Raw genomic sequence first — 25,789 nt, 5'->3', positions numbered from 1 at the left:
GGAGGCATAGTTGGGGAACTCCATCTCTGTCCTCGACCTGTTCGCGGGTGCAGGGGGCCTCACCCAGGGCATGCATGAGGCTTCGGCTCGTTTCAACGTGGTGCGCGCGGTGGAGAAGGACCGAGATGCGGCGGCCACGTTCGCGCTCAACCACGGCGAAGGCATCACATACCAGGGCGGCATCGAAGATTGGCTGCGAGAGGATTCCGTCACCTCCGTCGATGTGGTCGTCGGCGGACCGCCCTGCCAGGGCTTCTCCACCCTGGGTAAGCAGAACGCCGAGGATGAACGCAACACGTTGTGGCGTGAGTACGCCGAGACGATCATCCGCGCCGAACCGAAGTACTTCGTTCTCGAGAACGTCGCAGTTTTTGCGAAGTCTCCCCAGTTCCGAGATCTCACCGCAGCGACGGAGAAGGACGGAATCCTCAGGGACTATTCGTTCGAATGGAGCGTGCTCAACGCAGCCGACTTCGGGGCGCCGCAGGCGCGCAAGCGGGCGATTCTGATCGGCAGACATCGTGACATGCCCGAGATCGGTCTACCCGTCGCCACCCACCGTCCAGACGAACACGTCAGTGTGGGCACCGTGTTCGCTGGCATCCCTCACGCGGTGGACCCGGCTCTTGTGGAGCGGCGGGTCGAGATTGACGGTCGGGCCCATCGAGGGTGGTGGTCATCCCGAGAGCTTCACGTCGGGCGCGACTACGCCGAAATCTCGTTGCGCAGGTTCGCCGAGATCCCCCCAGGGGGGAACAGGTTCAACCTCCCGGACGAGCTTCTCGCCCCGTGCTGGCGTAAGCACAAGTCGGGGTCCGGCGATGTGATGGGCCGGCTCCACCTCGACCGTCCGTCTGTCACGATCAGAACCGAGTTCTTCAAGCCGGAGAAGGGGCGATATCTGCATCCGTCTGCGCATCGGGCGATCACGCATTATGAGGCAGCCGTGCTTCAGGGGTTCCCGATCGACTATCGTTTCGCTGGCTCTCGGACCGCCATCGCTCGTCAGATCGGCAACGCTGTGCCTATTCCGCTGGGAAGAGCGATCGGGAGGCTGATCGCAGACTCTATCGTCTGACCGACCGCTTGGCGCCTGGCGCCTACTCGTCCTCGCCGTCCGGATTTCTGCGTCGACGTAACTTTCTCTCCGCGAAGCTCGCGAAAGCACCCGCCGCATCCTTCGCCCGATCCATAGCATCCGCTCCGAGTCGCATCGAAGCGTTGACGACCTCTGTCCCGGTCCGCAGCGCGGCCTCGACGCCGTCGCTGCCGGCCTCGACGATGTCATCGCGGGTGTCGCCGACCGCCGTTGTCCACCGCCGGGCATCCACCGATGAATCTCCGCTTTCGATACCGAGGCGGCCGTGGAAGTCGCCGACGCTGCCGACCACGCGGTTATGCGAACGCACTACCGACGGAGACTCGATCGGATTGAAAAGCACCTTGGCGTTTGCGGTCGAAGCAGCCGCGTCGATCCTCTCGATCATGCGAAGTGTCGAACGGGAGATGAGTTCGATGCGGTTGGCGCGCGCCGTCTGCAACGCGACCCGGTGCTTGTCGAGCTCGTCGGGCGAGGTGTCGAGCACGCGGTCGAGTTCGAGGATCGCGAGCGCATCGTGCAGCTGGAAGCAGCGTGCGATGACTGCGAGCCACTCCTGCACCTTCTCTTCGGCATCCCGCGTCGAATCGACAAGTTCACTGATGCGCGACTTCTTCTCGATCTTCTCGGCGAGCGCGTCGAGCTGACGGAGCGCGTAGGCCTGCGTCCGGGTGATCGTCATCGACGTGCCCTGCACCTTCGACCACGTCACATCGGAGACCCGCCCCACCTGCTTGCGGATCACCATCGCCTCTTCGATCACCAGATCGACGCCGATCATGTCGGCGAGCACGGCATCCTTCTGCGCACGCAGAACGTCTTCGACCTTCTCGTCGATGACGGCGAGATAGTCGGTGATCTCATCCATCGTCTTCTGCATCGCGAGCTGCGCCATGATGCCCGCAGCTCCCGCGAGCATCGCGGGGTTGGTGAGGATCGACCCCGGCGTCTTCAGGAACTGAAGGTTCTTCGCGAACTGTCCGTTCGACGCCCGGAGCGTCGCGTGCCAGTTCCCGCTCGTCGAGTTGGTCACCTTGGGGAGGAGCTGGGCAGCCGCATACGACTCTTCGGTCAGCTTCATCCAGCGTCCAGAGTTGGCCGCGACCTCGGACCCGGTCTTCAGCGCGGCCGCGCCACCGCCGAACGCGCTGCTCAGCCGTGGGAGGTCGAGTTCACGCGAGGGCAGGTGGTGCGAACTGAGGAAATACTCGATGGCCAACGGGGGACCGATCAGTGCAATTCCGTCTCCGTCACTGATCAGTTCGATCTCCGAGAGGTCGGCGTCGTCCATCGAGAGTCCTTTGCTCATGCGCCTGAGCGCGTTCTTGTCGATTCTGGTGCATGGAACCGACATGCGCATTCATCGAGCAGGACCTTTCGTGCCGGCGCGATGCGCGATCGATACAGTGACCTCATGTCGTTGATTCCCCCACCGTCCACCGGCTTCGCGACGATCGATTTCGAGACCACCGGCTTCTACGCCGAAGGCGCGGATCGAGCGATCGAGATCTCGGTCGTGCACTCCGACCCCGATGGCACCATCACGGGCCAATGGGAGACGCTGATCAACCCCGGGCGAGATCTGGGACGGCAGGACATCCATGGCATCTCCGCGCGTGAGATCCTGCGGGCTCCGCTGTTCGGCGGGATCACGGGCGACCTAGTTGATCTGCTGTCGCAGCGCGCGATCGTTGCCCACAATGCATCCTTCGACATGCGATTCCTCGAAGCCGAGCTGAGCCGCGCGGCGTACTGGGCGGGGGTGCCCTTCGTCAGCCTGTGCACAATGCGTCTTGCTCGCACGCACCTCGGCGGCAGTAGCACGCTCGCCGACTGTTGCGCCGCCTTCGACATCGATCTGAGCGGAGCGCACCGTGCGGCCGTCGACGCTCGGGCAACCGCGGAGCTGCTCGCGGCGTTCGTCGCCAGTACCGGCCAGTCGAGCTGGCAGGAGATGTTGGGGCGGGCTGAACGTCTCGCGCCGCACGCAGGTGAGCGCGTCGAGTGGTTCGCGAGATCCTCCGTGGCGGGCTACTCCCCGAGCTTCCTCGAGCGGATGATCGACCGGGTCCCTGACGTCAGCGATACCGACGAACAGGCTGAGTACATCGCCCTCGTCGAGCGCTGCCTGCTCGACCGGTATCTCTCCGAGCACGAGAAGGACGCACTGGTCGCGTTCGCCGACCGCGCGGGCATCTCGCGTTCGACAGTCGAGTCGCTGCATCGTGACTACCTCGCCGCGCTCGTGAAGGTCGCATGGTCCGACGGCATCGTCACCGCGGAGGAGCGTGAAGATCTGATCGCTGTCGCGCAGCTTCTGGAGGTGCCCGTCGAGATCGTTCTGGACGCCGTCGCTCAGCCGGTCGAGGTCGACGTGGTCGCCGAACCGGCGAGCTTCGCCCTCAGCCCGGGGGACATCGTCGTGCTCACGGGAGAGATGACCCGCGCGCGCTCAGAGTGGGAACAGCGGCTTCGTGAGCACGGCATCATTCCGAAGCCCGCAGTGACCAAGGCAGCGCGGCTCGTGATCGCGGCCGACCCCGACTCGCTGTCGGGCAAGGCGCGAAAGGCTCGTGACTACGGCATCCCGATCGTCGGTGAGGCGTGGCTCGCCGAGCGGTACGCCTGATCAAGACTGCTGGAATCTACCCGGGTAGATTCCAGGGTGCGCCCGCATTTCGCTAGTGGTGGGTGGGCCGACGAGCTGGCCCACCCATCCGAACGCACTACTTCCGACGATCTGTCTCCGTCGACCAGCGAGCCCGATTCTGTCGGTACCTCTTCATCATGACGAGGTACCAGATCACCACGGGCGCGGCGCCCACGATGCCGAACAGGGCCATCCACGACGGATTCACAACAGACAGCACAACGCCCGTGATGAGGGTGACGAAGACGCCGCACGTCGCGAAGAGGTGACTCGCCGGACGAGCGATGGTCTCAAGCCACGGATCTCTCATGTGCACGGCCCTCCCGTATAAGTGTCAGGGGATTGGATTGGGCGCCGGCGACGATACGTACCTCGAAAGGCGATGTCTGTGCGCGTTTACCCGCACATCGCCACTGCTCGCTCCACCTGCCCCCGCAAATCCCCCGCCGAGTACCCCGGCCACCCGTGCAACACCCCCACCCACTCCCCAGGCAGCCCCGAAGCACCCCACACAGCCCCACCCAACGCCCCGGCGATCGCGGCAACGGTATCCGTATCCGCTCCACCCCGCACGCCCCGCTCCAACGCATCCACCAGCGACGACGCCCCAGCAACAGCAGCCAACGCCCCCTGGAACGCCCGCACCACCCATCCGTTCTGCGCCATGAAGTCCCGCGGATGCGCCCCGGGCACCAGCGCCTCATCGATCAAGGCACCCCAGCGCGCAGCATCCGCCGCTGGCAGCAACGACAGCTGACCCCGCACGTCGAGCTCGCCGGTGAGGACCGCGTGCCGGATCGCCGCTGACCAGAGGATGCAGGCCGAGGCGCTGTCCTGCTCCCAGTGCGTGAGCTTCGAGATCGCTTCGGCGGCGGCCGCGAGTTCCGTGGCGGGCCGGTCGAGATACCCGAGCGCGAGCGGACCCGTGCGCATGAGCGCCCCGTTGCCTCCGCTGCGTCCGGCGCGGTCGTGCTCGGCGCGGGATGCCGCGAGCACATCGGCCTCGGTGAACGGTTGCGGGATGCGCCCGAGCACCGCGCGGGTCTGCGCGCCGACGTCTTTCGCGGTCTGCGCCCATCCGATCCAGCGTCCGACGATCTCCTCGCGCGACGCGGCATCCTCCAGTCGATCACCGCGCGCGAGCACGTCGAGGATCGGCACGGCCATGCTCGTGTCATCGGTCCACTCGCCGACGCCGTGCCCGAACTGCCCGACGCCGAACACGGGCATCACCGCATCGTCGAGCGCCGGACCGAACTCGTACTGCGACCCGAGCGCATCACCGGCGGCCGAGGCGAGCACGGCACCGACCGCGCGGTCGAGCTGAGGGGCGGTGAGGGGCATAGGTGTCCTCCTGGTCAATTAGTGGGCGGATAGGCGTCGAGTCGTATCTGCAACAAACTGTGGGGGTGGGGCCGCCAGATCAGCCATTCGGCCGGTCGCGCGAAGCAAGCCGTACGAGACTTCCGCGCAACCACCGCCTTTCGCACCCCGCTGTGGCTTCGTGTCTCGATCTCGTCGGCCGGTCCGCATGCACAGGCGCGCGGTGGACGGCGGTGAAACAGCGAATGCGACATCACCGATAGCATCGCGCTTATGGCGATCCTTCCTGACTCTACGGCTGAGGTGCAAGGGCGAAATCGTGAACTCAGCGCGCTTACAGCTTCAGCCTCCCCGGCGACTCGAAAACTATTTATCGGTGTGATCGAGGCGTTGAGCAGGTTGCAACTCGATGGCGCATCGCCAGAAGCGAACGCAAGGTACGAGAGACTCGAGGCTGAACTACAGCGGGCGAGCGAGCGAACCTACCATGAAGCACGTCAAGCTATGGAGGATCTGCTCCGCACTACCAATCGCATGCGATCGACGGACCTAGCAACGAGCGCGTCAACGGCGCGAGGACCCTCGTACTCCAGGTTCGCATGGCTGCTCGGCGTCGCGGGCAGCGACGATCCTGACGCAGCAGGGACCTTCGATGAGTTCGCCCAAGGAGCGGCTCATTGGTATGCCGAATCACTGATTCATCTGATCGCCAATCCAACTGATTCGCACCTGCTTGGAATCCATCCTTGGACCACGCATGCCCGAATGGAGCCTGAGGGCATCCGCTTCCGTTGGGTCTGCCATCTCGTTGCTACCGGAATCGACGCCTGGGCCACTGAGCAAGGTGGCTCGATCGCCGAGATGTTCGGCCAGGGGCAAATCGTCCGTTTTTCGGAAGAGATCGGGCGCGCTTTGCCACTTCCCGGCAAAAAGGTGCTTGTGTCCCTGCATCCAGCCGTGCTCACAGCCATGACAGCGCCACGCGCTACTCCAGCGTCATTTTCGAATCTTGTCGAGGGTTCTGGACCAGAGCTTCGGCCACTAATTGATCTCGATGGCGAAATCCACGTGGGAAACGCATCAGCGCTGGTTTTCGGCTTGGATGTTGTGTTGATTTCGGCGATCAAGGAAATTCATGGATCAGATGCTCAGGGAGATGCCTTCGAGTACTTGTGTAACCACATCGCGCAAGAACTTCTTCCTCCGGATATTCATACATTTCGTGACTCATTCGTATCTGACTCGATGACATCGCCCGATGGAGATGAAGTTGATCTGCATCTTCGGGCGAAGGGGATAGACGTGATTATCGAAGCCAAGTCGTACCTTCCCGCAAAGGACGCGGCAAGCGCTGCGGCGAGCTATGATCAGTTGCTCGGGGCCAACAAACAAATACGGAAGCGAGTGTCACGGCTACAATCTGGCTGCTGGATTCGTAGACGTCGGCCAGAACAAGGCGATCATGTATCGGGATTGGTTGCCGTTCTGCACGGATATAGCGCGCAAGTGTGGCGCCCTCAGGCGATGGTCGAGAGCGGTGTTCCGGCTTTTATCGCCATGCCGTTGCAGGCGTTCACGATATTCTTGGGGTGCCTCCGCTCTGCGGATGACTTGAAGTCATTCATGCGACTTCGCAATGACATGGGCGCTGCAGGTATCTCAGGCGGGGATGAGCTTGAGTTCTTGCTCGGCTGGATGTCAGGTTGGACGCCTGAATCATTCCCACGCGTGGATGGTGCGATTATTCAGGTGCGCCCATACTTCATCGAAACGCACAACCAGATCTCCGCGTCCTGGGAAGACGTTGAATCGTGGAGACAACTGCTGTTTGAAGTTAGCAAACCGGTTCACGCCTAGCGTTCACGCAAACAGGGGGCCCTGTAGGCAGAGCGAACGTATCGGAGGTGCGGTGCTACTTGTTCGCTAACCTGGCCCCACCGACACACACGATCCCAACCGGAGGGGACCCGCATGTCATCCGAAGCCACCACCACGTTCCACTCGAACGCCGACGCCGCGCCCACTGCTGCAGCTGTGCAGAAGACCCTCGCCGACACCAAGGCGAAGGTGCTTGGGCAGAGTCCCGATGGCACGCAGATCGACTTCCAGACCCGCAAGACGATGCTCAACTGGGAGCTCATCGGGCGCGCGACGGTCGTGCCCGCGGCATCCGGATCCGACGTGCACCTGTGGCTGAACGTGCACCACAACCGCCCGCCGGCGCTCATGGACGGCGTCAAGAACAAGAAGGCCGTCGAGAAGCTCGCCGGTCAGATCCAGGCGAACCTCGGCTGACGGCATCCGCCGTGTCGTTCGTGCGAGTCGCCGACGGTCTCGCGATCGTCGACGAGATCCTGCGCATCCGCCGGGGTGAGCGTCGCGGACCCGACGGACGCCCCGACGTCGAGGTCGACTGGCGCGCGCTCAGCCCGTGGGTCATCGAGAACGATCGGGTGAGGATCTTTCCGCTGGCGCGCTCCGAGCGCGACGACCCCGACGAACGGATGCCGGCGCTTCGACGCGAGCTCGAGATGGCGTTCGTCCACTTCTACGGAGGAGACGGGTTCCATGCGGAATCGCCGCTCGATCCCGACGACGGATACGGCCGCGTGCTGAGTCGGGAGAAGCTCGTGTCGTTCCCGCGTGCGGTGTGGCGGGTGCAGGACTACGCGTTCACGCTCGTTCATGCCGTCGATCCGCACGCTTCCGACGCGACGACGCTCGCACTCCACATCTTCCCCGCCGAGTGGCGCTGGCCGGTGCTCGGCAACGCCGACACGAAGCGCGCGGCCTCCCATCGACGCCGCATCGAGAAGCAGGTGCGCGACGCGAACGCGAGTTGGACCTGGCCGGAGGATGCCGGTGAGTGACCGGCATCCGTGCTGCGATCCGTACCGCGACGGCGACCGCACCGACCCGAACGACGAGCAGCGCGCCGGTCGCGTGCGGATCGTCGAGACGTCCGAGCCCGGCTGGTCGATGACCTACCGTATCGAGTGCACGACCTGCGCGCGCCGCTTCACCGTGAAGCAGATCGACGGCCCGGCGCTGCGGTGGGCGTGGGTGCCGCAGGGCGAGAAACGCCGACGCGTGCACTGATCGTTGCGCAAGCGTGCACTGATCGGTGCCATATGTCGGTCATGGGCGCTCAGAGCCGGCAATTTGCACCGATCCGTGCACAAGAGATCCGTGCACGCGCACCGATCCGTGCACAAGAGGCCGCATCCCCCGCACCTACGCCCGACGCACCCGCAGCACGAACGCCACCGCCGCCAGGGCGATCACCACGAGCCCGTATCCGAAGCACACCGCCTCGAGCCCGATGACGCCCACGAGCAGCCCCGCTGCCACGGCCGGCACCCCGAACGCGAGATACGCCAGCACGTAGATCACGGCGAACGTGTCGGCGCGCTCGGTCGCGGGGATCTTCGGCGCCAGCGACGCGACCACTCCCGAGAATGCGGTACCGAAGCCCATGCCCGTGACTCCCGCGGCGACGAGATAGAAGGGGAGCGACTGCACCGAGAGCGCCGCGAGCGACAGCGCGGTTCCGACGGCCAGAGCCGCCGTGCCGAACAGGACGGTCGTGCGCGCCGGCATCCGTCGCATCGCGAACGCCGTCACCGCACCGACACCCGCGAGCAGCACGACGCCCAGCCCCTGCCACACGTGCGCCTCGCCGCCGAGCTCGCCGCGCACGATGTTCGCACCGAGCGAGAGGAACAGCCCGCCGGTCGCCCAGCCCGCGATGATCGCGGGTGCACCGCGCCAGAAATCCGAACGGATGCCGGCGGGCACCGACAACCGGAAACTCAGCGACGCCCAGACTCCGGGCCGACGCGGCGCGGTCTCGGGGATCGCGAAGAACAGCGCGGCGAGCAGCACGTACGCGGTGGTCAGCGGCGCGAAGACGTCGAGCAGTGCCTCGCCGGTCACATCGAGCAGCACCGCCGACACGAGTGCACCGGACGCGAGACCGATGCCCGGGCTCAGCGAGTTCCAGAGGGCCGCGGCCTTCGGGCGTCCGGTCGGGGCGAAGTCGAGCACGGTCGCGGAGAGCGCCGAGATGAGGAGGCCGCTCGCCGCGCCCTGCAGGATGCGGGCGAGGAACAGGGTGGCGACGGCATCCGCATGCCAGAACAGCACCATGCTGGCGGCGAGCAGCAGGAATCCGCCGACCGCCACCGGCCGCCGGCCGATGTGGTCGGAGAGCGAACCGGCCGTGAGGAGCGTGAGCAGCAGTGCCACCGCGTACACGGCGAACACCGCGCTGATGACGATCGCGTCGAACCCGATCTGCTGCGCGAGCACCGGGTAGAACGGCGACGGCGCGCTCGCGCCCATCATCATCACGATCTGCGCGGAGACCGCGAGGGGGAAGCCGAGGCGGGAGCGGATGCCGTCGCGACCGGGTCCCTGAGCCGCACTGGGTCCCGGAGCCGCACCGGGTGCCTGAGCCGCACCGGGTCCCTGAGCCTGTCGAAGGGCCCCACCGTGTTGCGGCGGCACGGTGATCGACTCGGTACTGGTCATGCGGCGCTCCTCAACCGTTCGAGTTTTATCGAACCATCCGACCGTACTCGCCATCCGATGATTGTTCAACTATTCTCGAACCATGCCTGGCGATCTTCCGCACCCGGAGCGCTCCGAGATCCAGCTGACCGACGTGCTCTTCGCGCTCAGCGACCCCGAGCGCCTCGCGATCACGCGCCAGCTCGCCGACGGTCCGCTCGACATGGCCGCCTGCCACGCCACCGACCCGAACCTGCCGAAGTCGACCAAGTCGCACTTCATGAAGGTGCTGCGCGAGGCCGGCGTCATCCGCAACGAGCCCGACGGCCGGCGTCGACGCCTGACCCTGCGCCGTGACGACCTCGACGCCCTGTTCCCCGGCCTGCTGGACTCGGTGCTCGCCAGCTGAGCCTCTACTCCTCCGGCACCCACCGCAGCAGGTCTCCGGGCTGACACTCGAGCGCCGCGCAGAGCGCGTCGAGCGTCGTGAACCGCACGGCCTTCGCGCGTCCGTTCTTCAGTACGGCGAGGTTCGTGGGCGTGATGCCGATGCGCTCGGCGAGTTCGCCGACGCCCATCTTGCGCCGCGCCATCATGACGTCGATGTCGACGACGACGGGCATCAGATCACCTCGTCGTCGAGCTCGGAGCGCAGCGCCGTAGCCTCGGCATCCCGCGCGATCGCCTGACGGAGCAGCGCCTTCATCACCACGACCAGCAGCGCCATGCCGGCGAGCACCACGCCGATCCCGCCGATCAGGGCGATGATCCCCGGCGCTGCGTCGCCCGGGGCGAGCAGTGCCGCGAGGATCCAGGCGAGCACAGCGGCTGCGAGGATCGCCCCGATGATGACGTCGACGTATCGGAACGACGAGGGCTGGAAGATCGACCCACGGCGCACCTTCGTCAGCAGCATCCACACGCATACGCCGAAGACCTGCAGCGTTGCCACCCCCAGTACGGCGATGATCACGAGCGCGATGCGCCCCCACGGCTCGGCGCCCTCGAGGTCGCTCCAGACGAGCGGAACGCCGACCGTCTGCACGATCAGCGAACCGATCAGTGCGAGCGCGATCACGACCCGGAGCGCGGCGATCGTCGCAGTGCCCATGTCTCCACCTTTCGTCGAGGAACAATAGCAATCTATCGTTAATCGTTCGATACGTCGCGATTCTCGCCAAATCGTTGCGATTGATCCACTTCGCGGCGAGGCTCGAAGCATGGCCATCACTGCGACTCGGATCGACGATTACTTCACCCGCTACGCCGCAACGCTGACGAACTTCGACGCCGGCGCGTGGGCCAAGCTGTGGGCCGAGCCGGGGGTGGTCGTCGACGACGCGGCGTCGATGGTGGCCGAGTCCCGTGAGGCGCTCGTGCAGGGGCTCTCGATGTCGTTCCCCCTGCACAAGCGGCTCGGTTTCGCCGCGGCGGGGCACGAGGTGCTCGACATCACCCTCGTGACGGACAAGCTCGCGCTGGTGCACGTTCGTTTCGCGTTCCGTGACGTCGAGGGTGCTCGCCTCAGCGAGATCACCAGCTACTACCTGCTGCGCGACAACGGTTTCGGGCTGCAGACGGCGGTGTGCATCGAGACGGATGCCGCCGAGAAGACGCGCGAACTCGCCACCGCTCGAGGGGTCGAACTGCCGGGGTGAGCGCGGGCTCGCCGTTCACAACTCCGGAGAATCGCACGCCGGACGGGCGTGGTTGCGCAGTTCCGGCCGAATCCGCTGCAGATTCCGGAGTCATGAACCCCGCGCCTACGACGCCACGCGACCCGGGGCCGCGGCCTCCGCGTCGATCTCGGCCCACAGGGCGTCGAGCGACAGTCCGAGAACCCCCGCGATCGCGGCGATCGTCGAGAACGCAGGTGTCGCGACGCGGCCCGACTCGATCTTGCGCAGCGTCTCGGGCGAGACCCCGGCGTCGAGCGCTACGCCCAGCATCGACCGCTCGCCCCGCGCAGCGCGCAGCAGGGCACCGAGGCGCTCGCCGCGTTCGACCTCGGCGGGGGTGAGGGGCATCCGGACCATCATGATGCCAATACTAATCCCGGGATAGGATTGCCGGGATAGTTATTGGTCGCCACCGGAAAGCACCCTATGATCGAAATCCTCACGCCCGACGAACTCGACCGCGCCCGCGCGACCGGCGCCCTCGTCGGCGACATCCTGCACGCGCTGAAAGCCCGGGCGACCGTCGGCACCAACCTGCTCGACATCGACCGCTGGGCGAAGCAGATGATCGAGGATGCCGGCGCCGAATCCTGCTACGTCGACTACGCCCCCTCGTTCGGTGACGGACCCTTCGGCCACTACATCTGCACCGCCGTGAACGACGCCGTGCTGCACGGCATGCCGCACGACTACACGCTCGCCGACGGCGACCTGCTCACCCTCGACCTCGCCGTCTCACTGCGCGGGATCGCGGCCGACGCGGCGATCAGCTTCATCGTCGGCGCCGCGCGCGATCCCGAGGACGAGCGCCTGATCGAGACGACCGAGCGCGCGCTCGCCGCCGGCATCGCCGCCGCCCGCCCCGGCGCCCGCATCGGCGACATCTCGCGCGCGATCGGCACGGTGCTGAAAGCCGAGGGGTACCCCATCAACATGGAGTTCGGCGGTCACGGCATCGGCTCGACGATGCACCAGGACCCGCACGTCGCCAACAACGGACGCCCCGGCCGCGGCTACGTGCTGCGCCCCGGCCTGCTGCTCGCGCTCGAGCCCTGGATCATGGCCGACACCGACAAGCTGGTGACGGATGCCGACGGCTGGACCCTCCGCAGCGCGACGGGTGCCCGCACCGCCCACACCGAGCACACGGTCGCGATCACGGAGAACGGCGCGGAGATCCTGACGCTGCCGACGCGGTAGGTGCCCTTCGTCTCGTCGCTGCGCTCCTCGCTCAGGAACCGAGCCGTTCCGGTTCCTGAGCGAGCGGAGCGAGACGAAGTGCCCCGAAACGCACGCCCCTACGTCCGCCGCACTAGCTGCCGTGCGCGTCGCGCCGACCGCCCGGCCAGGTCGCGCAGCCCCGTGCCCGACCCCTCGCGCTGCAGCTCGACGCCGCCGCTCGAGCCGGTCGTGAGAAGCACGGCGCTGCCGGCCAGCAGCGGTGACGATCCCGCGCGCATCAGCGCACCGGCATCCGACGTCACGGGCACGTCGAACGTCCACCCGGCCCGCCGCACCTTCGCCATCAGGCGCAGGGTCGAGGAGGGGCCGTGGTCGGCGAACACCCTCAGCGGATCGATCGCGACCGAGATGCCGGAGCGCGCACGGGGTCGCTCGCTCGCGATGCGACGTTCGTCGCCCGGCTCGTCGCCGAGGAGGAACAGTTCGATCCGGTCGTTGGTGCGCTCGCGCCCGGCGATGAGCGCCTCGGGCGGCAGGTCGGTGAGCGATTCGAGCGGTAGCGACGACAGGCGGTCGGTCTCGGTGTCGAAGACGAGCGCCTCGCGCCCGTCGCGCAGGATGCTGACGTCGATCGACAGGTGCAATCCACCGCCGCGCGACCAGTTCGCCGAGGTCACCGCGGCCACGCACGACAGCTCGGTCTCGAACTCCGCGAAGCGCACGAGGTCGTCGCGCAGCCCGGCACGCAACAGCGCCGCGCGGATGCGGTGGGGGAACGACAGCCCGGCGTCGACGCCGGGGCCGAAGCGCCTCTCGACGATGGGGGTCACCACGTCGATCAGCCGGTTCCGGTACTCGGCGGGGTAGCGCAGCATCTGTCTGCCGCTCAGGCGCTTGAGGATCTTGCCGCGGAACCAGTGCCGCAGCAGTCGGTCGCGCAGGGTGCCCGGCTCGGTGTTCGCCTCGACGACGTCGAGCACGTTCTCGAGGTGCGGAAAGTAGGTCTCGGGATCGATGCGCGAAGCGCTCGCGCTGCCCGGATGCTTGACCCACGCGTAGCAGGGCACGCTCGCGAGGATCGAGATCTTCGACGCCGCGAAGTACGCCTGCATCACGTAGAGGTGGTCCTCGAGGCGCACGCGGCCGTCGGGGAAGCGGATGCTGTGGGCGCGCAGGAACTCCGTGCGGAACAGTTTGTGCGGTGTGAGCATCTCGAGCAGCGGGTGCTCGCCGAGCACGGCATCCGGAATATCGCGACGGAAGATGCGGCTCGGCAGGGCGCGTCCGATGCCCACCTCCTTGCCGACGACGACGTCGGAGCCGTTCGCATCGGCGTAGTCGCAGAGGGCCTGGAGGGCGGTGTCGAAGAGGTAGTCGTCCTGATCGACGAACTGCACGTAGGTGCCCTGCGCAGCCGCGACGCCTTCGTTGCGCGGCGTGCCCGGCCAGCCGGAATGCGGCAGATTCAGCACGCGAACATGCGGACGATCCTGGGCGACCCGGTCGAGGCGCCGCTTCGTCGCCTCGTCGGATCCGTCGTCGCAGAGCAGGATCTCGAACTGATCCGGACGCAGGCTCTGCCGGTCGAGCGAGGCGATGAGGTCGCGGAACCCGTCGCCCGGGTTGAAGACGGGCACGATCACGCTGACCCGGATGGACGGCTTCTGGATTCCGATATACGACGACATTGACGCCAGTAGAACAGTCGTCGCTGTGACGCGCACCGGGATTGCATTTCCCCCGGGCGTGTGGTGGGCACGATCGGGGCGGTCTCAGGGGGCGGGAGGTCCGTCCGCCTCGGGCGGCGCGTCGGGCGAGGCATCCGCCTTCTTCTTGTTCTGCGCGTCGATCGCCACCCCGATCGCGATGCCGAGCGACAGTCCGAGGCCCATACCGAGGCCGAGGTTGTCGAAGAACAGCAGGCCGGCCACCATGCCGAACGGGATGCCGAGGGCGATGCCCATGACGAGGCCGTTCTGGGTCTCCTTCGCGGACTTCTCTGACTTCTCTCCGGGATCTGTCATGCCTACGACGGTACGGAGGTCGGAGGGACGGCGCATCCCCCGCGTGGGGGACCCGGATTCCCACCCCGCATCCAGGTGAACGATATATCGTTGAGTATCGTTCACCACCCCATCTGGAGGTCACCATGAACAACGCATTCCCCTTCGGCGGAACCGGCAGCAACAGCAGCAACGCCGACAACCCGCTCGGCAACATCTTCGGTACCGGCGGCCTCGGCGGCCCCAACGGTCCGGCCGGCGCGCTCTTCGACGCCTTCGACCAACTGCGCAAGTCGTTCGACCAGCAGCGTCCGTCCGGCGGCAGCCGCATGGCCCGCGGTGATGTCCGCGCGGCGGTGCTCTCGCTGCTCGCCGAGCGCCCGATGCACGGCTACCAGATCATCAACGAGATCTCCGAGCGCAGCGGCGGCTCGTGGAAGCCGAGCGCCGGCTCCGTGTACCCGACGCTCCAGCTGCTCGCCGACGAGGGCCTGATCGAGGCCGAGGAGCAGAACGGTCGCAAGACCTACTCGCTCACCGAGGCCGGTCGCGCCGTCGCCACCGAGGCGACCGAGACGAAGGCTCCGTGGGAGTCGACCTCGAAGGACGGCCACCGCAATGACCCGCGTTTCCACGCGCTGCCCAAGGCCGGTGTCGACCTCGCCGCCGCCGCCGCTCAGGTCGGCCGCAGCGGATCGCCCGAGCAGGTGCAGGCCGCGATCGACGTGCTCGACGACGCCCGCCGTAAGCTGTACAGCATCCTCGCGCAGGACTGATCCGGCCGGGATGACGCGCTTCTGCCCGCCCGGTCTCCGGGCGGGCGTTCCCGACGGCGGAGGAAGAACACGATGACGGATGCCCCGGCGCAGAGCGCCCACCGCGCTCGCTACCGTCGCATCATCTCCTTCGCCGCTCGGGAGTTCGTGAAGATCTGGTGGTTCGAGCTCGTGCTGCCGCGCTTCGGCATGAGCGGCATCTCGGAGCGCACGCGCGCACCGCGCATGCAGAAGTTCGCCCGCCGGTTCCACGGCCTCGCGGTCGAGCTCGGCGGCCTCATGATCAAGGTCGGCCAGTTCATGTCGTCGCGTCTCGACGTGCTGCCGCCCGAGATCACCGCCGAGCTCGCCGGCCTGCAGGACGAGGTGCCGGCCGTGCCGTTCGCCGAGATCCGGGTGCTCGCCGAGGCCGAGCTCGGGATCCCGCTCGGGCGTGCGTTCGCGTGGGTCGACGAGACTCCGCTCGCCGCGGCATCCCTCGGTCAGGCCCACCGGGCGAAGCTGTCGGAACAGGATGCCGCCGACACCGGGCTCGACACGGTCGTGGTGAAGGTGCAGCGTCCGGGGATCGACGGCATCGTCGCGACCGACCTCGCCGCCCTGCGCCGGGTCGGGAAGTGGCTCACGCGGGTGCGCATCGTGTCGGACCGGGTGGATGCCCCCGCCCTCGTCGAGGAGTTCGCGGCCACGAGCCTCGAGGAGATCGACTACCTGCACGAAGCGGCATCCGCCGAGCGTTTCCGGGAGGCCTTCGCCGACGACCCGCGCGTCGACGCGCCGGAGATCGTGTGGGAGCGATCGACCCGCCGCGTGCTGACCCTGTCAGACGTCACGGCCATCAAGATCAACGACACCGACGCGCTGCGCGCCGCCGGCATCGACCCCGCGCAGGTCGCCGAGGTGTTCGCCGAGGTCATGTTCGACCAGGTGTTCACGCACGGCTTCGTGCACGCCGACCCACACCCCGGCAACATGTTCGTGACGCCGCGGGCGGCGGGAGCGGATGCCGGTGACCCGCCGTGGCACCTCACCTTCATCGACTTCGGCATGATGGCCGAGGTTCCGGCGAATCTGCGCGCCGGCCTGCGCACCCTCCTGATCGCGGTGACCGCGCGGGACAGCCGCGGACTCGTCGCCGCCGCGAAGGAGATCGGGGTGCTGCTGCCCTCGGCCGACACCGGCGAGCTCGAACGGGCGCTCACCGCCCTCTTCGCACGGTTCGGCGGCATGGGCTTCGCGGAGCTGTCGAAGGTCGACCCGCGCGAGTTCGCCGACTTCGCCGATGAGTTCGGCGACATGGTGCGCCGTCTGCCGCTGCAACTGCCCGAGCACCTGCTGCTGCTGATCCGCGCGGTGTCGCTCACCTCGGGCATGTGCAGTGCGCTCGACCCGACGTTCAACGTGTGGGATGCGGCCGAGCCCTACGCCAACCGGCTGCTGCGCGACGAGAGCGGCAACCTCGTGCAGGACATGGCGCAGCGCGCGATGAAGACCGCCGGCATCACGATGCGCCTGCCCGACCGCATCGACGCGATCATCACCCGTGTCGACGACGGCAACGTCACCTTCGACACCTCCCGGCTCGAACGCCGTCTCGACCGGCTCGAGGGCATCGCCCGCCGGATCGGCTCGGGCGTGCTCTTCGCCGCGATGCTCGTGGGCGGCGCACTGCTCGTCGAGCCGGTGCCCGGTCTCGGCTACACCCTGCTCTGGGCATCCGCTCTGCCCCTGTTGCACTCGGTGTTCTCGGGCTTCTTCCGCCGGTAGCCGCGGGGCCGCCCTGCGACGCTTCGACAGGCTCAGCGACCCAGGCCGGGGTGTCTCGCAACTGGGCCGGGTGGGGCCGACGGAACTGGGTCCCTGAGCTTGTCGAAGGGCCCCGCCGCGCCCGCGAGCGGAGGAGATTTCGCGTTCGGCAGGAGCATCCGCCGCTTTTGGTCCTGCGCAGCGCGAGTTCTCCTCCCGAGTGAATGGATGCTGCCGCCCTGCGACGCTTCGACAGGCTCAGCGACCCAGGTCGGGTGGGTCGACGGAACCAGGTCGGGTGGGCCCGACGGAACCAGGGCGGATGGGGTCGACGGAACCAGGCCGGGTGGGCCGACGGAACCAGGTCGGGTGGGGTCGACGGAACTGGGTCCCTGAGCTTGTCGAAGGGCCCCGCCCCGCGCAAGCCCCCGTCCCGGTGAACGCGCCGTGGGAGAATGGTTTCTCATGGAGACCCCCGAAGAGAAGCCTCCCCGCACCACCGCCACCAATATCGTCCCCAAGGCCACCGAGACGGGCCGCAAGATCGTCCGCGACATGTCGGCCGTTCCGCCGCGCGGACTGCACCCGGCGCTGATCCCCGGCGTCTCGGTCGAAGAGACCGGGCGCACCTATCGCACCGACCACCTCGTGTTCGGCGTCGCGCTCCTCGCGACCGTCGCGTTCATCGCCTGGGGCGTGTTCGCCGGCGACAACTTGTCGGGCACGGCGAGCAGTGTGCTCGCGTGGGTGGTCGAGTACTTCGGCTTCTTCTTCACGACGATCGCCACCGTGATCCTCGTGTTCATGCTGTTCGTCGGCTTCAGCCGGTACGGGCGCATCCCGCTCGGCCGCGACGACGAAGAGCCCGAGTTCTCGATGTTCTCGTGGATCTCGATGCTGTTCGCCGCCGGCATGGGCATCGGTCTGGTGTTCTGGGGTGCCGCCGAGCCGCTCACCTTCTTCGAGACGCCGCCGCCCGGCACCGTCGAGGCCAACACCCTCGAGGCGATGCACACCGCGCAGGCTCAGGTGCTCTACCACTGGGGTCCGCAGGCCTGGGCGTTCTACGCGCTCGTCGGCGGCGCGATCGCGTACGGTGCATTCCGCCGAGGCCGCACCCCGCTGATCTCGTCGATCTTCGCGCCGCTGCTCGGCGAGGGCCGCACGACCGGGCCCCTCGGCCGCACGATCGACATCTTCTCGATCATCGTCACGCTCTTCGGCACGGCCGCCTCGCTCGGACTCGGCGCCCTGCAGATCGGCCACGGCGTCGAGCTCGTCACCGGCATCGGAGAGGTCGGCAACGGCATCCTGATCGCGGTCATCGCCGTGCTCACCGCCTGCTTCATCGCCTCGGCCGTCTCTGGCGTCTCGAAGGGCATCCGCGCGCTCTCCAACACCAACGCCGTGATGGCATTGGTGCTCGCGTTCTTCGTGTTCTTCGTCGGGCCGTCGATGCTCATCCTCAACGTCATCCCCTCGGTGGCCGTGCAGTTCCTCGGAGACCTGCCCACCATGATCGCCCGCTCGGCGTCGCAGGGTGCAGAGGTCGAGACGTTCCTCTCGGGCTGGACGATCTTCTACTGGGCCTGGTGGATCTCGTGGTCGCCGTTCGTCGGCATGTTCATCGCGAAGATCTCGCGCGGCCGCACGCTGCGCCAGTTCGTGGCGGTCGTGATCGTCGTGCCGTCGGCGATCTCGCTCATCTGGTTCGCGATCTTCGGCACCACGGCGATCAGCCAGCAGATGGACGGCGCCGGGCTCGTGGTCGATCCGCCCGAAGAGGTGCTGTTCGGCGTGCTCGAGAACCTGCCGTTCCCGCTGATCACGAGCATCCTGCTGATCCTGTTGATCTCGATCTTCTTCATCACCGGCGCCGACTCGGCCTCGCTCGTGATGGGCACGCTGTCGCAGCAGGGTCGTCCGGAGCCCGCGCGCTGGGTCACGGTCACCTGGGGCGCCCTGGTCGGCGCGATCGCCGCGGTCGTGCTCGTGTCGGGTGACGAGGGGAGCGGGCTGCAATCGCTGCAGAACGTCACCATCATCGCCGCGCTGCCGTTCGCGGTGATCATGGCGTTCATGATGGTCGCGTTCATGATCGACCTGCGCCGCGACCCCATGATCCTGCGCGAGCGGTATGCCCGTGCGGCGGTGCGCCACAGCGTCATGGCCGGGCTCGAGGAGTACGGCGACGACTTCGCCCTCGTGCCCGTCGAGTACGACCACTCGGGTGACGACCTCGCCTGGATCGACGAGGAGACCGTCGACGAGACGCTCTCCGAGGTCTACGAGGCGGCGACCGAGGCGATCGACATCATCCCGCAGGGAGAGGTGGATGCCGCGGTGGATGCCGCCGTCGACCCCGAGCAGACGGATGCTCCGGAGCGGCCGCGCGTCGACTGATCGGTGTGCGCGGGGTGGCTCAGCCGAGGCGGGTCAGGCGCACGACGAGCAGGCCGACCGAGGTGATCAGCACGAAGTAGCTGAGCACGAGTCCGAGGATCGCGGCGAGCAGGAACCGCCCGCGGTCACGCAGGGCGCGGTGCCCGACAAACACCGCCGCTCCGGCGACGACGATCGAGACGAGATACCCGACGACGCCGCTCGTGAACGTGAGGAACACGATCAGCGCCACGATCCCCGCGGCCAGCGCGATGAGGTGACGGTACGGGTTCGGTTCGGCCTCGGTCATGCCCCCGAGCCTATCCAGGCGCGCTCCGCGTGGTGGGTGCTTCGACAGGCTCAGCAACCCAGTTTCTTGGCTCAGCAACCCAGTGGCACGGTCGGATCTGGGTCCCTGAGCCTGTCGAAGGGGCCCGCCACGAGTTACTCCGCGCCCTCCGCCGTGGCGGTGATGCGGGCGGCCATGCCGGCGAAGATCGCGCCGTGGAACGGCAGCACCGCGAGCCAGTACAGGCGTCCGCTCAGCCCGCGCGGGAAGAACACCGCCCGCTGCTCGTAGCGGGCACCCGTCCCCTCCGGCAGTGCGCGCAGTTCGAGCCAGGCCGAGCCCGGCACCTTCATCTCGGCGCGCAGCCGCAGCAGCCCTCCGCTGGCGGGTGAGGCATCCGTCGTCGTGCCCGGTGCCTCGACGGCCTCGACGCGCCAGAAATCGATCGCGTCGCCGACCCGGGCGTCGGTGCGGCTGCGGCGTCCGCGGCGCAGGCCGACCCCGCCGACGAGGCGGTCCATGAGACCGCGCACCGCCCACAGGAACGGCGACGAGTACCAGCCGTTCGATCCGCCGATGCCCAGGATCACGCGCCACAGCTGATCGACGGATGCCGTCGTCTCGAGCGCCCGTGCATCCGTGAACACCGTGCGCCCGGCCCAGTCGGGGTCGCTCGGCAGCGGGTCGCTCGGTGCGCCCGAGACCTCGGCATCCTGCCAGCTCGTCTCGATCGTGTCGTTGTTCGACCGGCCGATCGCGAGCGCGACGGCCCGGCGATACGGGGTCAGGCCGCCCGTCGGCCGCGGGATGAGGTCGTCGACGTCGCGGTTCTTCACGACGCACTCGTTCTGCAGCGAGGCGACGAGCGGGCGCGCGATCGAGCGCGGCACCGGCGTCACGAGGTTCACCCAGTGCGAGGCGAGACCCGGGGTGAGCACGGGGAGGGCGGCGATCGCGCGCTGGGGGAGTCCGGCCTCCACCGCGTAGCCGTTCATCATCTGCCCGTAGCGCAGCACGTCGGGTCCGCCGATGTCGACCGCCCGGTTCACGCCCTCGTCGACCCGTGCGGCGCCGAGCAGATAGTGCAGCACGTCGCGGATCGCGATCGGCTGGATGTGATTGCGCACCCACTTCGGGGCGGGCATGTACGGCAGCACCTCGGTGAGGTGACGGATCATCTCGAACGACGCCGAGCCCGACCCGATCACGACCCCGGCCTGCAGCACGAGCGTCGGCACCCCCGATTCGAGGAACACCTCGCCCACCCGCACGCGCGAACGCAGGTGCGGCGACAGCTTCACGTCGTCGGGATGCAGTCCGCCGAGGTACACGATGCGGCGGGCCCCGGCCTTCGCCGCGGCATCCGCCACCGTCTGGGCTGCGCGCTCGTCGGCCTCTTCGAAGTCCTTGCCGGCGCCCATCGAGTGGATCAGGTAGTAGACGACATCGACGTCGCGCATGGCCTCGGCCACGGCATCCGCATCGTCGGCCGAGCCCTCGACGATCTCGCAGTCCGGACCCCAGGGGAAGGATGCCGCGCGCGCCGCGTCGCGCGCCAGAACCCGCACCCGGTATCCGGCGTTGAGCAGGCGCGGGGTGAGGCGTCCGCCGATGTACCCGGTCGCCCCGAGGACCAGGGCGACCGGGGCGCTGCCGTCGTCTCGGGGGATCGCGCGCAGGTCGTCTTCGCGTCCGGTGGGCTGGGTGAGCTCGGTCATGTCCCGAGCGTAGGTCGGATCACCGGAGATTTCACTAGGCTGGCGTTTCACTAGTCAAACTAGTAATCTTTCTTCCGAGGAAGGTGATTCGATGTCCCCGGCAGTGGAGAAGACCCGCACGATCGGCACCCGACGCGCCCTCCGCCGGACGCCCGGGATGATCCCCGCAGACGGCGTCGACCTCACCCCGCTGTCGGCCCGGCAGGCCGTCGGCCGCATGTCCGGCATCACCGCTCCCGTCGAGCGCCGATCCTTCTGGCGCGCCGCCGGGATCGTCGGCGGCGTCTCGCTCGTCGCCGCGGCATCTGCTCCGCTCATGGCCGGACTGCTGCTCTCCGGATGACCCGGCATCCCCGGATGCCCCACCAGACCATCGCGAACCACCGAGAAGAAAGGAGCCCCCCATGGGACTCGACGACAAGATCAAGAACGCCGCAGAGGACATCGCCGGTAAGGCGAAGGAGGCTGCGGGCAAGGTGACCGGCAACGAGAAGCTCGAGGCCGAGGGCAAGGCCGATCAGGCCAAGGCCGACGTGAAGAAGGCCGGCGAGAACGTCAAGGACGCCTTCAACAACTGAGCGAGCCGCAGGAACTTCGGGGAGACGGTGGGTGTACCGTCTCCCCGAACTCTGTCCCGGGGCATCCGTCCCGCGACGGGAAGAAAGTGAGAACGACATGTCCGATCCCGTGAAGAGCGAATCCCTCTGGCAGCGGCTGCTCCGCCGCTTCCGACCGGCGCCCACCGAACCGCGTCGGCTCACGGTCGACGACGTGACGGTGGTCGACCGCCCCATGCTCCGACGGGCGGTCGCCGGAACCGTGGTCGGCAACCTCATGGAGTGGTACGACATCGGCGTCTACGGCTACCTGGCGGTGATCATCGGACGGGCGTTCCTGCCGGATGCCTCGGCCGGGGCGCAGTCGCTGTTCTCGCTCGGCGTTTTCGCCGTGACCTTCGTCGCGCGCCCGCTCGGCGGCATCGTGCTCGGCCAGCTCGGTGACCGGATGGGGCGCCAGCGGGTGCTCGCCTTCACGCTCATCATGATGGCCGCCGCGACGTTCCTCATCGGCGTGCTGCCCGACTTCTCGGTCGTCGGGGTCTGGGCGCCCATCCTGCTGATCGTGCTCAAGCTCGCGCAGGGCTTCTCGACCGGCGGCGAGTACGCCGGCGCGACGACCTTCATCACCGAGTACGCGCCCGACAAGCGTCGCGGGTTCTACGCCTCGCTGCTCGACCTCGGCTCTTACATGGGCTTCGCGATCGGCGCGGCGTTCGTCTCGATCCTCCAGCTCACGCTGTCGGCCGACGTCATGCAGGGCTTCGCCTGGCGCATCCCGTTCCTGGTCGCGCTGCCGCTGGGTCTCATCGCCATCTACTTCCGACTCAAGATCGAAGACACCCCCGCTTTCCAGGAAGCGCAGGATGCCGCGGCCCACGCCGCCGACGAAGCGCAGGCCGCGGCGGATGCGCCCAAGGGTGTCATCGCGCTCATCCGCGCGTACTGGCGGGAGCTGCTCACGGCCTTCGTGCTCGTCGCCGCGGCGAACACCGTCGGCTACGCGCTCACCTCGTACATGCCCACCTACCTCACCGGAACCCTCGGCTACGACGAGGTGCACGGCACACTGCTGACACTTCCGGTGCTCGTGGCGATGGCCCTCTGCATCCCGCTCGCCGGTCGGCTCTCCGACCGCATCGGCCGCAAGAAGGTGCTGTTCATCGGCTCGACCTCGGCGATCGTGCTCGCGGTGCCCGCGTTCCTGTTCATGATGCACGGCGAGATCTGGTCGACCGTGCTGGGCCTCGTGCTGCTCGCGTTCCCGGTGACCTTCTACGTCGCCAATCTCGCTTCGTCGCTGCCGGCGCTCTTTCCCACGTCGTCGCGCTACGGCGGCATGGGCATCTCGTACAACCTGGCGGTGGCGCTGTTCGCCGGCACGGCGCCGGTCGTGATGGAAGCGCTCGTGCAGATGACGGGTTCGTCGCTCGCGCCCGCGTTCTACGTGATCGGCACGTCGATCGCCGGGTTCATCGCGGTGGTCGTGCTCAAGGAGTCGGCGCGCCGACCGCTGCCCGGCGCGATGCCGAGCGTGCAGACCGAGCAGGAAGCCATCGAGCTCGTCGAGGGTCAGGACGACAACCCCGACCTCGACCTCGACGAGCTGTTCCCCGAGCGGGTCGAGCAGGCGGCGGATGCCGCGGGTGACGTCGACGGCGCCGAGCCGGCCGAGCCCGAGAAGGTCTGAGGCGGGCAGGCGGGCGGATTACTCGCCCGCCGCTCCCTCTTCCTGCGACTCCTCGTGGTCGCGGATCACGTCGCGCAGTTCCTGATCGAGATCGGATGCCTCTTCGATCGCCGAGGTCATGCCGGCGAGGAAGCGGGTGACCACCGCGCGCTCTTTGTCGGACATCTCGTCGACGAGCGACAGCATCCGCCGGTGCATCGCACCGAGGGTGTGGCGCACCTCGTCGTCGCTGCTGACCGTGGGGACGACGATGCCTGCGCGTCGGTCGGTCGGGTGCGCCTCGCGGCGGACGTGCCCGCCCTTCTCGAGGCGGTCGATGAGGGTCGTGGTGGACGCCGTCGAGATGTCGAGCATGCGGGCGATGTCGATCGAGCGCACGATGCGTCCGGCGCGCTGCTCGCGCAGCAGGAAACGCAGCGCGACGAGGTCGGTCTCGTTCATGCGCATCGACGCGCGCGTGCGGGCGCGCATGGCCGTCTCGGCCGAGCGGTAGCGGCGCAGCAGGTTGAGCACGTCGACCGTGCTCGCGGAGTCGACTTCCGGGTACCAGTAACCCGAGCGGGTGAACTCCTCGGAACTCTCCATCACGCCACCCCTTCGTTCTCGGCGCTCACGCTCTGCGACTCGCGCTCGAGCATCTCGATCGTGCCGTCCTCGACCTCGGCGGGCACGATCTGCAGCACGCCACCGGTGATCGCGTCGTGCTCAGCGGCTGCGACCTGCTCCAGCCGCCACACCGGCACGGTGGGGAAGCGCTCGCGCAGGCGCTCGACCATGTCGGAATACAGGATGTATCCCGCTTCGTCGAGAGTGAATCGCTCAGCCATGGCATCCTTTCCGGCAGGCGGTATTCCATCTTCTCACCCGATGGACGCCCTGATCGCCATTGAAAACCGCTAGGCCACCTCGTTACGTGAGCGTCTTGTAGCATGGAGGGGTCAGGGGGTGACACTTGGTGAACGAAACGACGACGATCACATCCGATCTCGTGCACTGCGTCGACGAGTTCCGTCGGGTCGATGCGCAGTTCGCGCGACGCCTCGCTGCGGTGCGCGCTCCGAACGACACCGACCGCGTCGCCATGCGTTTCATCGCGGACGCGCCGGCCGACGCCCCGGTGACGCCCGGTGATCTCGCGGCCCACCTGAGCGTGAGCACGGCGGCCATCACGAGCGTGATCCGCCGTCTGCAGGAGCGCGGTCAGATCGTGGTCGCCCCGCACCCGGCCGATGCCCGGTCGAAGGTGCTGCGCCCCTCGTTGCGCGACATCAACTCGCCCGTCGACGACCTCACCCGCCGCATCGAGGCGATCGCCGAGGAGTTCACCCCGGAGCAGACCGACGTGGTCGCCCGCTTCCTGCGTCGGCTCACCGAGGAGATCGACGACCTTCCGTAGGTTCGCGTCGACCGTTATATCGGTCTATGTTTCGTTCTGCTTTGAAAGTAACTAGGTAACCTAGTAATGTAAATCTCACGCAGTCTGGACCACGAGGAGAGCAGCATGGGACACCTGACCTACGGAAACACCAACGCGCCGATCGACGTGGACGACGCTCTGCTCGTTCACCTCCGTGCCGTCACCGTCACGAAGCTCCGGCGCAACGAGTCGTTCGCCCTCACCGTTCCGACCTTCGACGGCACGGTCCAGACACTCTGGATCCACGCCTCCATCCCCCTCCGGTTCTCGTTCGACGGAGACCCGCAGCTGCATCGTCCGCTGCTCGCGAAGATGATGGAGGCCGCGAACTCCGCGAACGGTCTCGACCTCTCGCGTCCGGAGTACGTCTCGTCGCTCGAGCAGGCCCGCGAACTCCAGACCGTGAGCGCCTGACATGCCCCATCGAGATCGCAAGGCGTCGCGCGCGTCACTCGCGAAACCGCGCCGCCGGTTCACTATTGCTCTGCCTCCCCGCGGTCTCTGGGTCGAGGTCGAGCGCGGATTCCACGTCGGCAACGAGCGCGGGGTGTTCCTCGGCTCGGTGAAGGCCGCCGACCCCGAACCCGGTTACCACGCCTTCGGGCCGACCTCCGAGCACATCGGGTGGTTCGACCAGCTCGAAGCGGCGAAGGTCGCCGTGATCGCGGCCACCGGAGTGGGCTCGCTGGCCCGCTGACGGCTGGGCGAGACGACGGGCCCGGACACGGAAGAGGGGGCCGCGGGTGAGAATCCGCGGCCCCCTCTC

The 25,789-nt window shown here is 67.6% G+C and carries 30 protein-coding genes; 18 read left to right on the top strand and 12 right to left on the bottom strand.

The features are described 5' to 3' along the window. Positions 1-10 precede the first annotated feature (10 nt). Positions 11-1,078, top strand: coding sequence for a DNA cytosine methyltransferase (locus WFJ97_RS09135; RefSeq protein ID WP_336641249.1), 1,068 nt, complete (start codon positions 11-13; stop codon positions 1,076-1,078). 22 nt (positions 1,079-1,100) lie between these two features. On the opposite strand, the gene WFJ97_RS09130 is transcribed toward WFJ97_RS09135, so the two are convergent. Then, entirely contained in the window at positions 1,101-2,318 is a 1,218-nt protein-coding gene (locus WFJ97_RS09130) for a hypothetical protein (RefSeq protein WP_336641248.1), read from the bottom strand. Between WFJ97_RS09130 and WFJ97_RS09125 the strand changes: the two genes are divergently transcribed. After that, positions 2,289-3,728, top strand: coding sequence for an exonuclease domain-containing protein (locus WFJ97_RS09125; protein ID WP_336641247.1), 1,440 nt, complete (start codon positions 2,289-2,291; stop codon positions 3,726-3,728). The two genes, WFJ97_RS09130 and WFJ97_RS09125, sit on opposite strands and share 30 nt — an antisense overlap. A gap of 417 nt (positions 3,729-4,145) precedes the next feature. On the opposite strand, the gene WFJ97_RS09120 is transcribed toward WFJ97_RS09125, so the two are convergent. Next, complete coding sequence (locus WFJ97_RS09120) at positions 4,146-5,093, bottom strand: ADP-ribosylglycohydrolase family protein (RefSeq protein WP_336641246.1); 948 nt, start codon at positions 5,091-5,093, stop codon at positions 4,146-4,148. A 252-nt stretch (positions 5,094-5,345) separates the two neighbouring features. Between WFJ97_RS09120 and WFJ97_RS09115 the strand changes: the two genes are divergently transcribed. The 4 genes from WFJ97_RS09115 (at position 5,346) to WFJ97_RS09100 (ending at position 8,171) form a co-directional block, all read left to right on the top strand. Then, positions 5,346-6,929: a hypothetical protein gene (locus WFJ97_RS09115; RefSeq protein WP_336641245.1), complete on the top strand. Its 1,584-nt coding sequence runs from the start codon at positions 5,346-5,348 to the stop codon at positions 6,927-6,929. Positions 6,930-7,043: 114 nt separating this feature from the next. Beyond that, positions 7,044-7,367: a hypothetical protein gene (locus WFJ97_RS09110; protein ID WP_336641244.1), complete on the top strand. Its 324-nt coding sequence runs from the start codon at positions 7,044-7,046 to the stop codon at positions 7,365-7,367. Positions 7,368-7,378: 11 nt separating this feature from the next. Then, entirely contained in the window at positions 7,379-7,942 is a 564-nt protein-coding gene (locus WFJ97_RS09105; RefSeq protein WP_336641243.1) for a hypothetical protein, read from the top strand. Next, positions 7,935-8,171 (top strand): hypothetical protein, encoded by a 237-nt coding sequence (locus WFJ97_RS09100; RefSeq protein WP_336641242.1) that lies wholly within the window; start codon positions 7,935-7,937, stop codon positions 8,169-8,171. The genes WFJ97_RS09105 and WFJ97_RS09100 overlap by 8 nt, the downstream gene beginning before the upstream one ends. Before the next feature lie 135 nt (positions 8,172-8,306). Here the strand turns inward: WFJ97_RS09100 and WFJ97_RS09095 are convergent, their stop codons facing one another. After that, positions 8,307-9,605, bottom strand: coding sequence for an MFS transporter (locus WFJ97_RS09095; protein ID WP_336641241.1), 1,299 nt, complete (start codon positions 9,603-9,605; stop codon positions 8,307-8,309). A gap of 82 nt (positions 9,606-9,687) precedes the next feature. On the opposite strand from WFJ97_RS09095, the gene WFJ97_RS09090 reads away from it, so the two are divergent. Then, positions 9,688-9,993 (top strand): ArsR/SmtB family transcription factor, encoded by a 306-nt coding sequence (locus WFJ97_RS09090; RefSeq protein ID WP_336641240.1) that lies wholly within the window; start codon positions 9,688-9,690, stop codon positions 9,991-9,993. A 4-nt stretch (positions 9,994-9,997) separates the two neighbouring features. On the opposite strand, the gene WFJ97_RS09085 is transcribed toward WFJ97_RS09090, so the two are convergent. Together WFJ97_RS09085 and WFJ97_RS09080 are read right to left on the bottom strand one after the other, a co-directional pair. Beyond that, on the bottom strand, positions 9,998-10,207 hold the full coding sequence (locus tag WFJ97_RS09085; RefSeq protein WP_247633218.1) for a helix-turn-helix domain-containing protein: 210 nt from the start codon (positions 10,205-10,207) through the stop codon (positions 9,998-10,000). After that, positions 10,207-10,695: a DUF2975 domain-containing protein gene (locus WFJ97_RS09080; RefSeq protein ID WP_336641239.1), complete on the bottom strand. Its 489-nt coding sequence runs from the start codon at positions 10,693-10,695 to the stop codon at positions 10,207-10,209. Before WFJ97_RS09080 ends, WFJ97_RS09085 begins: the two co-directional genes overlap by 1 nt. A 109-nt stretch (positions 10,696-10,804) precedes the next feature. Between WFJ97_RS09080 and WFJ97_RS09075 the strand changes: the two genes are divergently transcribed. Beyond that, a complete protein-coding gene (locus tag WFJ97_RS09075) occupies positions 10,805-11,242 on the top strand; it encodes a hypothetical protein (RefSeq protein WP_336641238.1) in 438 nt (145 codons plus the stop codon). 105 nt (positions 11,243-11,347) lie between these two features. Here WFJ97_RS09075 and WFJ97_RS09070 read toward each other — a convergent pair whose 3' ends face one another. Then, complete coding sequence (locus tag WFJ97_RS09070) at positions 11,348-11,620, bottom strand: helix-turn-helix domain-containing protein (protein WP_336641869.1); 273 nt, start codon at positions 11,618-11,620, stop codon at positions 11,348-11,350. 69 nt (positions 11,621-11,689) lie between these two features. On the opposite strand from WFJ97_RS09070, the gene map reads away from it, so the two are divergent. Beyond that, complete coding sequence (map, locus tag WFJ97_RS09065; RefSeq protein ID WP_336641237.1) at positions 11,690-12,463, top strand: type I methionyl aminopeptidase; 774 nt, start codon at positions 11,690-11,692, stop codon at positions 12,461-12,463. 98 nt (positions 12,464-12,561) lie between these two features. On the opposite strand, the gene WFJ97_RS09060 is transcribed toward map, so the two are convergent. Beyond that, entirely contained in the window at positions 12,562-14,133 is a 1,572-nt protein-coding gene (locus tag WFJ97_RS09060; protein WP_336641236.1) for a glycosyltransferase family 2 protein, read from the bottom strand. 84 nt (positions 14,134-14,217) lie between these two features. After that, complete coding sequence (locus WFJ97_RS09055) at positions 14,218-14,469, bottom strand: hypothetical protein (protein WP_336641235.1); 252 nt, start codon at positions 14,467-14,469, stop codon at positions 14,218-14,220. A 125-nt stretch (positions 14,470-14,594) separates the two neighbouring features. Between WFJ97_RS09055 and WFJ97_RS09050 the strand changes: the two genes are divergently transcribed. From WFJ97_RS09050 to WFJ97_RS09040, 3 genes are all read left to right on the top strand, one after another. Then, a complete protein-coding gene (locus WFJ97_RS09050) occupies positions 14,595-15,224 on the top strand; it encodes a PadR family transcriptional regulator (protein WP_336641234.1) in 630 nt (209 codons plus the stop codon). 72 nt (positions 15,225-15,296) lie between these two features. Further along, positions 15,297-16,991 carry an ABC1 kinase family protein gene (locus WFJ97_RS09045; RefSeq protein WP_336641233.1) on the top strand — a complete coding sequence of 565 codons (1,695 nt, stop codon included), beginning with the start codon at positions 15,297-15,299 and terminating at the stop codon, positions 16,989-16,991. Between the two features lie 444 nt (positions 16,992-17,435). Further along, a complete protein-coding gene (locus WFJ97_RS09040; protein ID WP_336641232.1) occupies positions 17,436-19,373 on the top strand; it encodes a BCCT family transporter in 1,938 nt (645 codons plus the stop codon). Positions 19,374-19,392: 19 nt separating this feature from the next. Here WFJ97_RS09040 and WFJ97_RS09035 read toward each other — a convergent pair whose 3' ends face one another. Further along, entirely contained in the window at positions 19,393-19,662 is a 270-nt protein-coding gene (locus WFJ97_RS09035) for a hypothetical protein (protein ID WP_336641231.1), read from the bottom strand. 134 nt (positions 19,663-19,796) lie between these two features. Further along, the gene (locus WFJ97_RS09030) at positions 19,797-21,359 is read right to left on the bottom strand and encodes an SDR family oxidoreductase (RefSeq protein WP_336641230.1); all 1,563 of its coding nucleotides are present in this window, start codon (positions 21,357-21,359) and stop codon (positions 19,797-19,799) included. 91 nt (positions 21,360-21,450) lie between these two features. On the opposite strand from WFJ97_RS09030, the gene WFJ97_RS09025 reads away from it, so the two are divergent. The 3 genes from WFJ97_RS09025 (at position 21,451) to WFJ97_RS09015 (ending at position 23,606) form a co-directional block, all read left to right on the top strand. Then, positions 21,451-21,702, top strand: a complete 252-nt coding sequence (locus WFJ97_RS09025; protein WP_247623803.1) for a hypothetical protein — start codon at positions 21,451-21,453, stop codon at positions 21,700-21,702. A 61-nt stretch (positions 21,703-21,763) separates the two neighbouring features. Then, positions 21,764-21,937, top strand: coding sequence for a CsbD family protein (locus WFJ97_RS09020; protein WP_247623802.1), 174 nt, complete (start codon positions 21,764-21,766; stop codon positions 21,935-21,937). 97 nt (positions 21,938-22,034) lie between these two features. Beyond that, positions 22,035-23,606 (top strand): MFS transporter, encoded by a 1,572-nt coding sequence (locus WFJ97_RS09015; protein ID WP_336641229.1) that lies wholly within the window; start codon positions 22,035-22,037, stop codon positions 23,604-23,606. 18 nt (positions 23,607-23,624) lie between these two features. On the opposite strand, the gene WFJ97_RS09010 is transcribed toward WFJ97_RS09015, so the two are convergent. Continuing rightward, complete coding sequence (locus tag WFJ97_RS09010) at positions 23,625-24,191, bottom strand: MarR family winged helix-turn-helix transcriptional regulator (RefSeq protein WP_247623800.1); 567 nt, start codon at positions 24,189-24,191, stop codon at positions 23,625-23,627. Further along, on the bottom strand, positions 24,191-24,433 hold the full coding sequence (locus tag WFJ97_RS09005; RefSeq protein ID WP_247623799.1) for a hypothetical protein: 243 nt from the start codon (positions 24,431-24,433) through the stop codon (positions 24,191-24,193). Before WFJ97_RS09005 ends, WFJ97_RS09010 begins: the two co-directional genes overlap by 1 nt. 128 nt (positions 24,434-24,561) lie before the next feature. On the opposite strand from WFJ97_RS09005, the gene WFJ97_RS09000 reads away from it, so the two are divergent. From WFJ97_RS09000 to WFJ97_RS08990, 3 genes are all read left to right on the top strand, one after another. Then, positions 24,562-25,002, top strand: coding sequence for a MarR family winged helix-turn-helix transcriptional regulator (locus tag WFJ97_RS09000; protein WP_336641228.1), 441 nt, complete (start codon positions 24,562-24,564; stop codon positions 25,000-25,002). 105 nt (positions 25,003-25,107) lie between these two features. Continuing rightward, positions 25,108-25,437 carry a DUF7882 family protein gene (locus tag WFJ97_RS08995; RefSeq protein ID WP_336641227.1) on the top strand — a complete coding sequence of 110 codons (330 nt, stop codon included), beginning with the start codon at positions 25,108-25,110 and terminating at the stop codon, positions 25,435-25,437. Position 25,438: 1 nt separating this feature from the next. Further along, on the top strand, positions 25,439-25,720 hold the full coding sequence (locus tag WFJ97_RS08990) for a hypothetical protein (protein WP_336641226.1): 282 nt from the start codon (positions 25,439-25,441) through the stop codon (positions 25,718-25,720). Positions 25,721-25,789: the final 69 nt, after the last annotated feature.

Origin of the sequence: Microbacterium sp. USHLN272, assembly GCF_037149655.1 — a bacterium.
Taxonomy (GTDB): Bacteria; Actinomycetota; Actinomycetes; order Actinomycetales; family Microbacteriaceae; genus Microbacterium; species Microbacterium galbinum.
The sequence above is the reverse complement of the archived record's forward strand: the minus strand, read 5'-3'. Positions and strand labels throughout refer to the sequence as shown.

Coding starts and splice junctions, on each gene's coding strand:
- WFJ97_RS09120 (WP_336641246.1), bottom strand. CDS start 5,093: ATGCCCCTCACCGCCCCTCAGCTCGACCGCGCGGTCGGTGCCGTGCTC.
- WFJ97_RS09115 (WP_336641245.1), top strand. CDS start 5,346: ATGGCGATCCTTCCTGACTCTACGGCTGAGGTGCAAGGGCGAAATCGT.
- WFJ97_RS09110 (WP_336641244.1), top strand. CDS start 7,044: ATGTCATCCGAAGCCACCACCACGTTCCACTCGAACGCCGACGCCGCG.
- WFJ97_RS09095 (WP_336641241.1), bottom strand. CDS start 9,605: ATGACCAGTACCGAGTCGATCACCGTGCCGCCGCAACACGGTGGGGCC.
- WFJ97_RS09090 (WP_336641240.1), top strand. CDS start 9,688: ATGCCTGGCGATCTTCCGCACCCGGAGCGCTCCGAGATCCAGCTGACC.
- WFJ97_RS09085 (WP_247633218.1), bottom strand. CDS start 10,207: ATGCCCGTCGTCGTCGACATCGACGTCATGATGGCGCGGCGCAAGATG.
- WFJ97_RS09080 (WP_336641239.1), bottom strand. CDS start 10,695: ATGGGCACTGCGACGATCGCCGCGCTCCGGGTCGTGATCGCGCTCGCA.
- WFJ97_RS09075 (WP_336641238.1), top strand. CDS start 10,805: ATGGCCATCACTGCGACTCGGATCGACGATTACTTCACCCGCTACGCC.
- WFJ97_RS09070 (WP_336641869.1), bottom strand. CDS start 11,620: ATGGTCCGGATGCCCCTCACCCCCGCCGAGGTCGAACGCGGCGAGCGC.
- map (WP_336641237.1), top strand. CDS start 11,690: ATGATCGAAATCCTCACGCCCGACGAACTCGACCGCGCCCGCGCGACC.
- WFJ97_RS09060 (WP_336641236.1), bottom strand. CDS start 14,133: ATGTCGTCGTATATCGGAATCCAGAAGCCGTCCATCCGGGTCAGCGTG.
- WFJ97_RS09055 (WP_336641235.1), bottom strand. CDS start 14,469: ATGACAGATCCCGGAGAGAAGTCAGAGAAGTCCGCGAAGGAGACCCAG.
- WFJ97_RS09050 (WP_336641234.1), top strand. CDS start 14,595: ATGAACAACGCATTCCCCTTCGGCGGAACCGGCAGCAACAGCAGCAAC.
- WFJ97_RS09045 (WP_336641233.1), top strand. CDS start 15,297: ATGACGGATGCCCCGGCGCAGAGCGCCCACCGCGCTCGCTACCGTCGC.
- WFJ97_RS09040 (WP_336641232.1), top strand. CDS start 17,436: ATGGAGACCCCCGAAGAGAAGCCTCCCCGCACCACCGCCACCAATATC.
- WFJ97_RS09035 (WP_336641231.1), bottom strand. CDS start 19,662: ATGACCGAGGCCGAACCGAACCCGTACCGTCACCTCATCGCGCTGGCC.
- WFJ97_RS09030 (WP_336641230.1), bottom strand. CDS start 21,359: ATGACCGAGCTCACCCAGCCCACCGGACGCGAAGACGACCTGCGCGCG.
- WFJ97_RS09025 (WP_247623803.1), top strand. CDS start 21,451: ATGTCCCCGGCAGTGGAGAAGACCCGCACGATCGGCACCCGACGCGCC.
- WFJ97_RS09020 (WP_247623802.1), top strand. CDS start 21,764: ATGGGACTCGACGACAAGATCAAGAACGCCGCAGAGGACATCGCCGGT.
- WFJ97_RS09015 (WP_336641229.1), top strand. CDS start 22,035: ATGTCCGATCCCGTGAAGAGCGAATCCCTCTGGCAGCGGCTGCTCCGC.
- WFJ97_RS09010 (WP_247623800.1), bottom strand. CDS start 24,191: ATGGAGAGTTCCGAGGAGTTCACCCGCTCGGGTTACTGGTACCCGGAA.
- WFJ97_RS09005 (WP_247623799.1), bottom strand. CDS start 24,433: ATGGCTGAGCGATTCACTCTCGACGAAGCGGGATACATCCTGTATTCC.
- WFJ97_RS08995 (WP_336641227.1), top strand. CDS start 25,108: ATGGGACACCTGACCTACGGAAACACCAACGCGCCGATCGACGTGGAC.
- WFJ97_RS08990 (WP_336641226.1), top strand. CDS start 25,439: ATGCCCCATCGAGATCGCAAGGCGTCGCGCGCGTCACTCGCGAAACCG.